General features: G+C 61.5%; 7 protein-coding genes and 1 pseudogene. 4 read left to right on the top strand and 4 right to left on the bottom strand.

Features of this window, described 5'->3' with window-relative positions; all coding sequences use genetic code 11:
• A pseudogene (locus tag C8K63_RS30705) lies at nucleotides 1-162 on the top strand (IS4 family transposase); the annotation flags it as partial.
• 110 nt (nucleotides 163-272) lie between these two features.
• On the opposite strand, the gene C8K63_RS03880 reads toward C8K63_RS30705, so the two are convergent.
• A complete protein-coding gene (locus C8K63_RS03880; protein ID WP_003226812.1) occupies nucleotides 273-566 on the bottom strand; it encodes a hypothetical protein in 294 nt (97 codons plus the stop codon).
• Nucleotides 567-622: 56 nt separating this feature from the next.
• The gene (locus C8K63_RS03875) at nucleotides 623-1,228 is read right to left on the bottom strand and encodes an arylesterase (protein WP_008049055.1); all 606 of its coding nucleotides are present in this window, start codon (nucleotides 1,226-1,228) and stop codon (nucleotides 623-625) included.
• 10 nt (nucleotides 1,229-1,238) lie between these two features.
• On the opposite strand from C8K63_RS03875, the gene C8K63_RS03870 reads away from it, so the two are divergent.
• From C8K63_RS03870 to greB, 3 genes are read left to right on the top strand one after another with little or no spacing between them, the layout of a single operon-like run.
• On the top strand, nucleotides 1,239-1,922 hold the full coding sequence (locus C8K63_RS03870; protein ID WP_046043370.1) for an ABC transporter ATP-binding protein: 684 nt from the start codon (nucleotides 1,239-1,241) through the stop codon (nucleotides 1,920-1,922).
• The gene (locus C8K63_RS03865) at nucleotides 1,922-4,426 is read left to right on the top strand and encodes an ABC transporter permease (protein ID WP_108215459.1); all 2,505 of its coding nucleotides are present in this window, start codon (nucleotides 1,922-1,924) and stop codon (nucleotides 4,424-4,426) included. The genes C8K63_RS03870 and C8K63_RS03865 overlap by 1 nt, the downstream gene beginning before the upstream one ends.
• Before the next feature lie 34 nt (nucleotides 4,427-4,460).
• Nucleotides 4,461-4,958 (top strand): transcription elongation factor GreB, encoded by a 498-nt coding sequence (gene greB, locus C8K63_RS03860; RefSeq protein ID WP_007973570.1) that lies wholly within the window; start codon nucleotides 4,461-4,463, stop codon nucleotides 4,956-4,958.
• 3 nt (nucleotides 4,959-4,961) lie between these two features.
• Here greB and C8K63_RS03855 read toward each other — a convergent pair whose 3' ends face one another.
• Complete coding sequence (locus C8K63_RS03855; RefSeq protein WP_008001428.1) at nucleotides 4,962-5,270, bottom strand: hypothetical protein; 309 nt, start codon at nucleotides 5,268-5,270, stop codon at nucleotides 4,962-4,964.
• Between the two features lie 246 nt (nucleotides 5,271-5,516).
• Nucleotides 5,517-5,951: a DoxX family protein gene (locus C8K63_RS03850; protein ID WP_108215458.1), complete on the bottom strand. Its 435-nt coding sequence runs from the start codon at nucleotides 5,949-5,951 to the stop codon at nucleotides 5,517-5,519.
• Nucleotides 5,952-6,030: the final 79 nt, after the last annotated feature.

The raw sequence follows: 6,030 nt of genomic DNA, 5'->3' as shown, positions 1-6,030 counted from the left end.
CGACTGTTGGCGCTCGCCAGGAATATCAAGCCCAAGCAAGTGGCCAAAAGCATACGTGGTCCCAAAATCGCCAAACCCAAGGAGTGGCTGGACGGTAAAGCTGCGCACGCTCATGTGTCGACGGATCGGGTGCTCAAGGCCCATAAAGGGAAAACACCTTGAAAGGGCTGGCCGTAAAGGCGAAACCGCCAGCCGCCGTTACCGCAGCAACGGATATGTACACAGTCAACAAACGACAGGCCGGCTATCAGGCCGCCTCGATTCCCGACGGATCAAAGCTCAAACCGCAATTCAGGCCAGATCGGCGACGTACCCCGCTTTTGCGACTCAAGAATGGCCCGGCACAACGAACACAGACGCTGGTCCTGAAACACCCGGCGATCGACACTCGACCAGCGCGGCTGTGCCGGCAACAGGCTGCCACACAAGGTGCGATCCGCCGAACCGCCCAGCTCCAGTTGACGGGTTACCAGATGCACCCGCACTTCCTGGCAGGCGAACAGATCCAGCTGTTCGTCAGGCTCGATCAGTTGGTAGGCAAATAGTGACCAGGCAGGACGCGGCATCAGGGGCTCCAAATCGGGGGCGCCACCTTAGCCGAAAGCCTGCTTCTAGAAAAGTGTCATAACAGTGGTTTTAGAGTAGGCCAGACATTTTCCAGCAACTTGTCCTGGGCCCCGGCCGCCGGGTGTATGCCGTCGGCCTGCATCAAGTCCGGATGGCCGCCCACGCCGTCGAGGAAAAACGGCACCAGCGGGATCTTTTTCTCGTCGGCCAGGTTGCTGTAGACCTCGGCGAACGCCTTGGTGTAACGCGCACCATAATTGGGTGGCAATTGCATGCCGAGCAGCAACACCTTGGCACCGCTGGCACGGGAGCTGTCGATCATCGAAGCAAGATTTTGTTGCAATTGAGTTGGCAGCATCCCGCGCAGGCCGTCATTGCCGCCCAACTCGAGGATCACCAGTTCCGGTTTATGCTCTGCAAGCAGCGCGGGCAGGCGCGCCTGGCCTCCAGCACTGGTGTCGCCACTGATGGACGCATTGATCACTTTATCGTCGAAACCTTCGCGCCTGAGCCGTTGCTCAAGCAGCGACACCCACCCCAGCCGGGTATCCAGCCCGAAACCGGCGCTGATACTATCGCCAACAATCAGGACTGTACCCGCCGCTGCGTTTTGGGCCATGCACATCAAGGCCAGGCCAGCACTCAAAAACCACACACGCATCGGACTCTCCATGGGCGCAAGCATTCTCATCGCGAAGGACCTTAGCAAAGTGGTTCCCAGCGCGGAAGGTGAACTGACCATCCTGCACCAACTCAGCCTGGAACTGAACAAGGGCGACAGCCTGGCCATCGTCGGCGCTTCGGGCTCCGGCAAGTCCACCCTGCTGGGTCTGCTCGCCGGCCTCGATCTGCCGAGCAGTGGCGAGGTCACTCTCGCCGGGCAAGGCCTGAGCAACCTCGATGAAGACCAGCGTGCGCGCATCCGCGCCGAGCACGTGGGTTTTGTCTTTCAATCGTTTCAGCTGCTCGACAGTCTCAATGCCCTGGAAAACGTCATGTTGCCACTGGAGCTCGATGGCCGCAAAGACGCCCGCGAACGCGCCACCCAATTGCTGCAACGGGTGGGACTGGGCCAACGCCTGACTCACTCGCCACGCCAGCTCTCCGGAGGCGAACAACAACGCGTGGCGATTGCCCGCGCGTTTGCCGCCGAGCCCGATGTGTTGTTCGCCGACGAACCGACCGGCAACCTCGACAGCCACACCGGCGAACGCATCAGCGACTTGCTGTTCGAGCTCAACCAGGAACGCGGCACGACCCTGGTGCTGGTGACTCACGATGAACGCCTGGCCCATCGCTGCCGACGCCTGATCCGTCTTGAAGCCGGCCTGCTGGTCGCCCCTCTGGAGCCTTGATGGCACGCCTGCCGCTGTTGCGCCTGTTCAGCCTCGCCATCCGCCAATTGCTGCGCGACGCCCGCGCCGGTGAGTTGCGCGTGTTGTTTTTCGCCTTGCTGGTGGCCGTGGCCGCCAGCACCGCCATCGGTTACTTTGGCGCGCGCCTGAACGGCGCCATGCTGCTGCGCGCTACCGAGTTTCTCGGTGCCGACCTGCTGCTCGAAGGCAGTTCGCCGGCGCGCCCCGAACAGATAAGAAGCGGCACCGAACTGGGTCTGGAACACGCTCAGGTGGTGGAGTTCTCCAGCGTCATCGCCACCGATAACGGCATTCAGCTGTCCAGCATCAAGGCGGCCGATGACACCTACCCGCTACGCGGAGAATTGAAAAGCGCACCCGCCCCCTTCGCCGCGGAAACAGTCGGTGGCGGACCGCAGCCCGGTGAAGCCTGGGTCGAGGCACGCCTGCTGACCGCCCTGGACCTGAAGATCGGCGACAGCATCGATGTCGGCATGAAAACCCTGAAACTGGCGCGGGTGCTGACTTACGAACCCGATCGCGCCGGCAATTTCTACAGCCTGACGCCGCGGGTGCTGATCAACCTCGACGACCTTGCAGCCACCGGCGTGGTGCAGCCCGGCAGCCGGGTCAGCTATCGCGAACTGTGGCGAGGCAACGCTCAGGCACTCGAGACCTATCGGCAACTGATCAAGCCGGGGCTCGCCGCCAACCAGCGCTTGCAGGACGCCCGCGACGGCAATCGACAGATCGGTGGCGCCCTGGGCAAGGCCGAACGCTACCTGAACATGGCCAGCCTGGTGGCGGTATTGCTCTCCGGCGTGGCGGTGGCGCTGTCGGCAACCCGCTTCGCCACCCGCCGCTTCGATGCCAGTGCATTGCTGCGCTGCCTCGGACTGTCGCGCCGGGAAACCATGGTGTTGTTCAGCCTGCAACTCACTGTGCTCGGGCTGCTGGCCAGCATCAGCGGCGCCCTCCTCGGCTGGCTCGCACAACTGGGTTTGTTTGCCCTGCTGCATGACTTGCTGCCGACCGATGTGCCTCCGGGCGGGCTATTTCCGGCCGTTGCCGGGATCGGCACCGGACTGGTGGCGCTGGCCGGTTTCGCCTTGCCGCCGCTGGCGGCCTTGGGCCGGGTTCCGCCATTGCGCGTGCTGCGTCGGGATATGCTGCCGATCCCTTCCAGCACCTGGATGGTCTACGGTGTAGCGCTGGGCGCCCTAGGCCTGATCATGTGGCGCCTGAGCCTGGACCTGGTGCTGACCTTTGCCCTGCTCGGCGGCGGCGTGATTGCAGCGCTGGTGCTGGGCGGCTTGTTGTTGCTGCTGCTGAAGAGTCTGCGGCGCATGCTCGCGCGTGCATCCTTGCCTTGGCGTCTTGGACTCGGGCAATTGCTGCGTCATCCGCTCGCTGCCGCAGGCCAGTCCCTGGCGTTTGGCCTGATTCTGCTGTCGATGGCGCTGATCGCCTTGCTACGTGGTGAGTTGCTGGATACCTGGCAAAACCAGTTGCCGAAAAACGCCCCCAATTACTTCGCCCTGAACATCCTGCCCGCAGATAAACAGGCCTTCACCGACCACCTGATCGCGGTGTCGGCGCAATCGGCACCGTTGTACCCGGTGGTGCCGGGGCGCTTGATCAGCATCAACGGCGAGCCGGTGCAACAGATCGTCACCAAAGAATCCGCGGGTGATCGGGCGATTCAGCGCGACCTGAGCCTGACCTGGGCCGCGGACTTGCCGTCAGGCAACAAACTCACGGCCGGCAATTGGTGGAACGAACAAACGCCGGACGATGTTCCTGGCGTGTCGGTAGAAGGCAAGGTCGCCGAAAGCCTGAAAATCAAGCTCGGCGACCACCTGATTTTCAGCGTTGGCGGGGTCAATCGCGAGGCGAAAGTCACCAGCCTGCGGGAGATCGACTGGGACAACTTCCAGCCGAACTTCTTCATGATCTTCCAGCCCGGCACCCTGAAGGATCTGCCGGCGACTTACCTGACCAGCTTCTACCTCGCACCTGGTCACGACCAGCAGATCGTCGACCTGTCCCGGGCCTTCCCGGCGGTGACGATCCTGCAGGTCGAAGCCTTGCTGGAGCAACTGCGCAGCATTCTCGCCCAAGTGACCCTGGCGGTGGAGTACGTGTTGTTGTTTGTGTTGGCAGCGGGGATGGCAGTACTGTTCTCCGGCCTGCAAGCGACGCTGGATGAACGAATTCGCCAGGGCGCGTTGCTGCGTGCGCTGGGGGCGGAACGGCAATTGCTGGTCAAGGCGCGGCGCATCGAGTTCGGCTTGCTGGGCGCCGTCAGTGGTTTGCTGGCGGCATTGGGATCGGAACTGGTGAGCCTGGTGCTCTACCACTACGCCTTTGACCTGCCGTGGCATCCGCATCCATGGCTGATGTTGCTGCCACTGCTGGGTGCCGTGCTCATTGGTGGTGCCGGGGTGTTCGGTACCCGTCGGGCGTTGAACGCGAGCCCGCTGACAGTCCTGCGCGAGGGTTGATAGACTCCTGTCATCCTCACCACAAGAAGCTGTCATGAGCCGTTACCGCCCTCCCCGCACTGCCGGCACCGCGCTGATCACCCCCGAAGGTGAAGCGCGGATGCGCGCCGAGTTCCATGAGCTGTGGCATGTACGTCGGCCCCAGGTTACCCAGGCTGTCAGCGAAGCCGCGGCCCAGGGTGATCGCTCGGAGAACGCCGAATACACCTACGGCAAAAAGATGCTGCGAGAGATCGACAGCCGCGTGCGCTTTCTCACCAAACGCCTGGAAGCGCTGAAAGTCGTCAGTGAAAAACCCAGCGATCCGAACAAAGTCTATTTCGGCGCCTGGGTCACGATCGAAGACGAGGATGGCAAAGAGTCGCGCTACCGCATTGTCGGGCCCGATGAACTGGACCTCAAACAGGGCTTGATCAGCATTGATTCGCCGTTGGCCCGCGCCCTGATCGGCAAGGCACTGGACGCAGAAGTTCGAGTCCAGACACCGACCGGTGAGCAGTGTGTGTATATCGTGGCAATCGACTACCCATAAAACTCAACGGCGGGTGATCAGCCCTTGCCGGGCAACGCGGGTCAGTTGCCGGATCACTTCAGGAGCATCTTCGAGGCTGGGGGACTGAATCACTGCCAGATCGAAACTGTCGTCGGCGAAACGAGCGAGCGACTCACCGTCTTCGACAAACTGGATCAAGAAGGCAGCGGGACCGCCGGTACGACGTGGCCAGCCATCGAGATAACGCAGGAGCGTCGGCTGATGTTTGCCGCCAAGCAGGATTTTTGGATTGCGCTGGGTGAGATGTGCCGTGATCGGCGCGGGACGTACAACGGGGTTTAGTGCATTCATTGTGTCGTGTCTCTGCCTCAAAAGTCTGCATGGCAGGTGAGAGGCAACACCGAACCAGCGCTTTAGCGGTATTTCGAAGCCTGTCCGGCTTCTATCGGCAACTGGATGAGTCACCTGGCGCCCCGCAAGTAGCTGTTTAAATCGGCGCATGGGCAACATCCTAGAGAAGCTGACTGGACAGTGTCAAGAATGACGCTCAACAAAAAAGGCCCGCACGATGCGGGCCTTTTCGTTGAGCCAGAGCGGTCAGCCGGCGATGACACGGTCCGCCGAGAGTTTGCCCGCACCTTCGATCAATACCGCGATACTGCCACCGAGCAATGCCAGGGCGAATTCATAACCGTTGTTGGCCATGAACAGACCATTGCTGATGTGCACCGAGAAAATTGCAACCAGCGACAGGAAGATCAGGCCGAGCGCGGCTGGGCGAACCAGCAAGCCGACGATCAGGGCCAGGCCGGCGAAGAACTCGGTGCCACCCGCCAGTGCCGCCATCAGGTAACCCGGCGTCAGTCCGATGCTTTCCATGTACTGCGCGGTTCCAGCCAGACCATAGCCACCGAATGCCCCAAAGAGTTTCTGCGAGCCGTGGGCGGCGAAGACGATACCGACAACGATACGCAGAACCGTCAGGCCGTAGCCAGCGCGGGTAGACAGTACCTTGTTGATCAGAGTGCTCATGCTGTTTCATTCCTTGTAAGTGTGTGTTGGTTGGCCGCTATATTAATCAGTTAATTGCATGTTAAAAGCGCAAAAAACC

This window comes from Pseudomonas sp. GV085, from assembly GCF_003050925.1.
Taxonomy (GTDB): domain Bacteria; phylum Pseudomonadota; class Gammaproteobacteria; order Pseudomonadales; family Pseudomonadaceae; genus Aquipseudomonas.
Note: the sequence above shows the minus strand (reverse complement) of the source record. Positions and strands in the feature narration are given on the sequence as shown.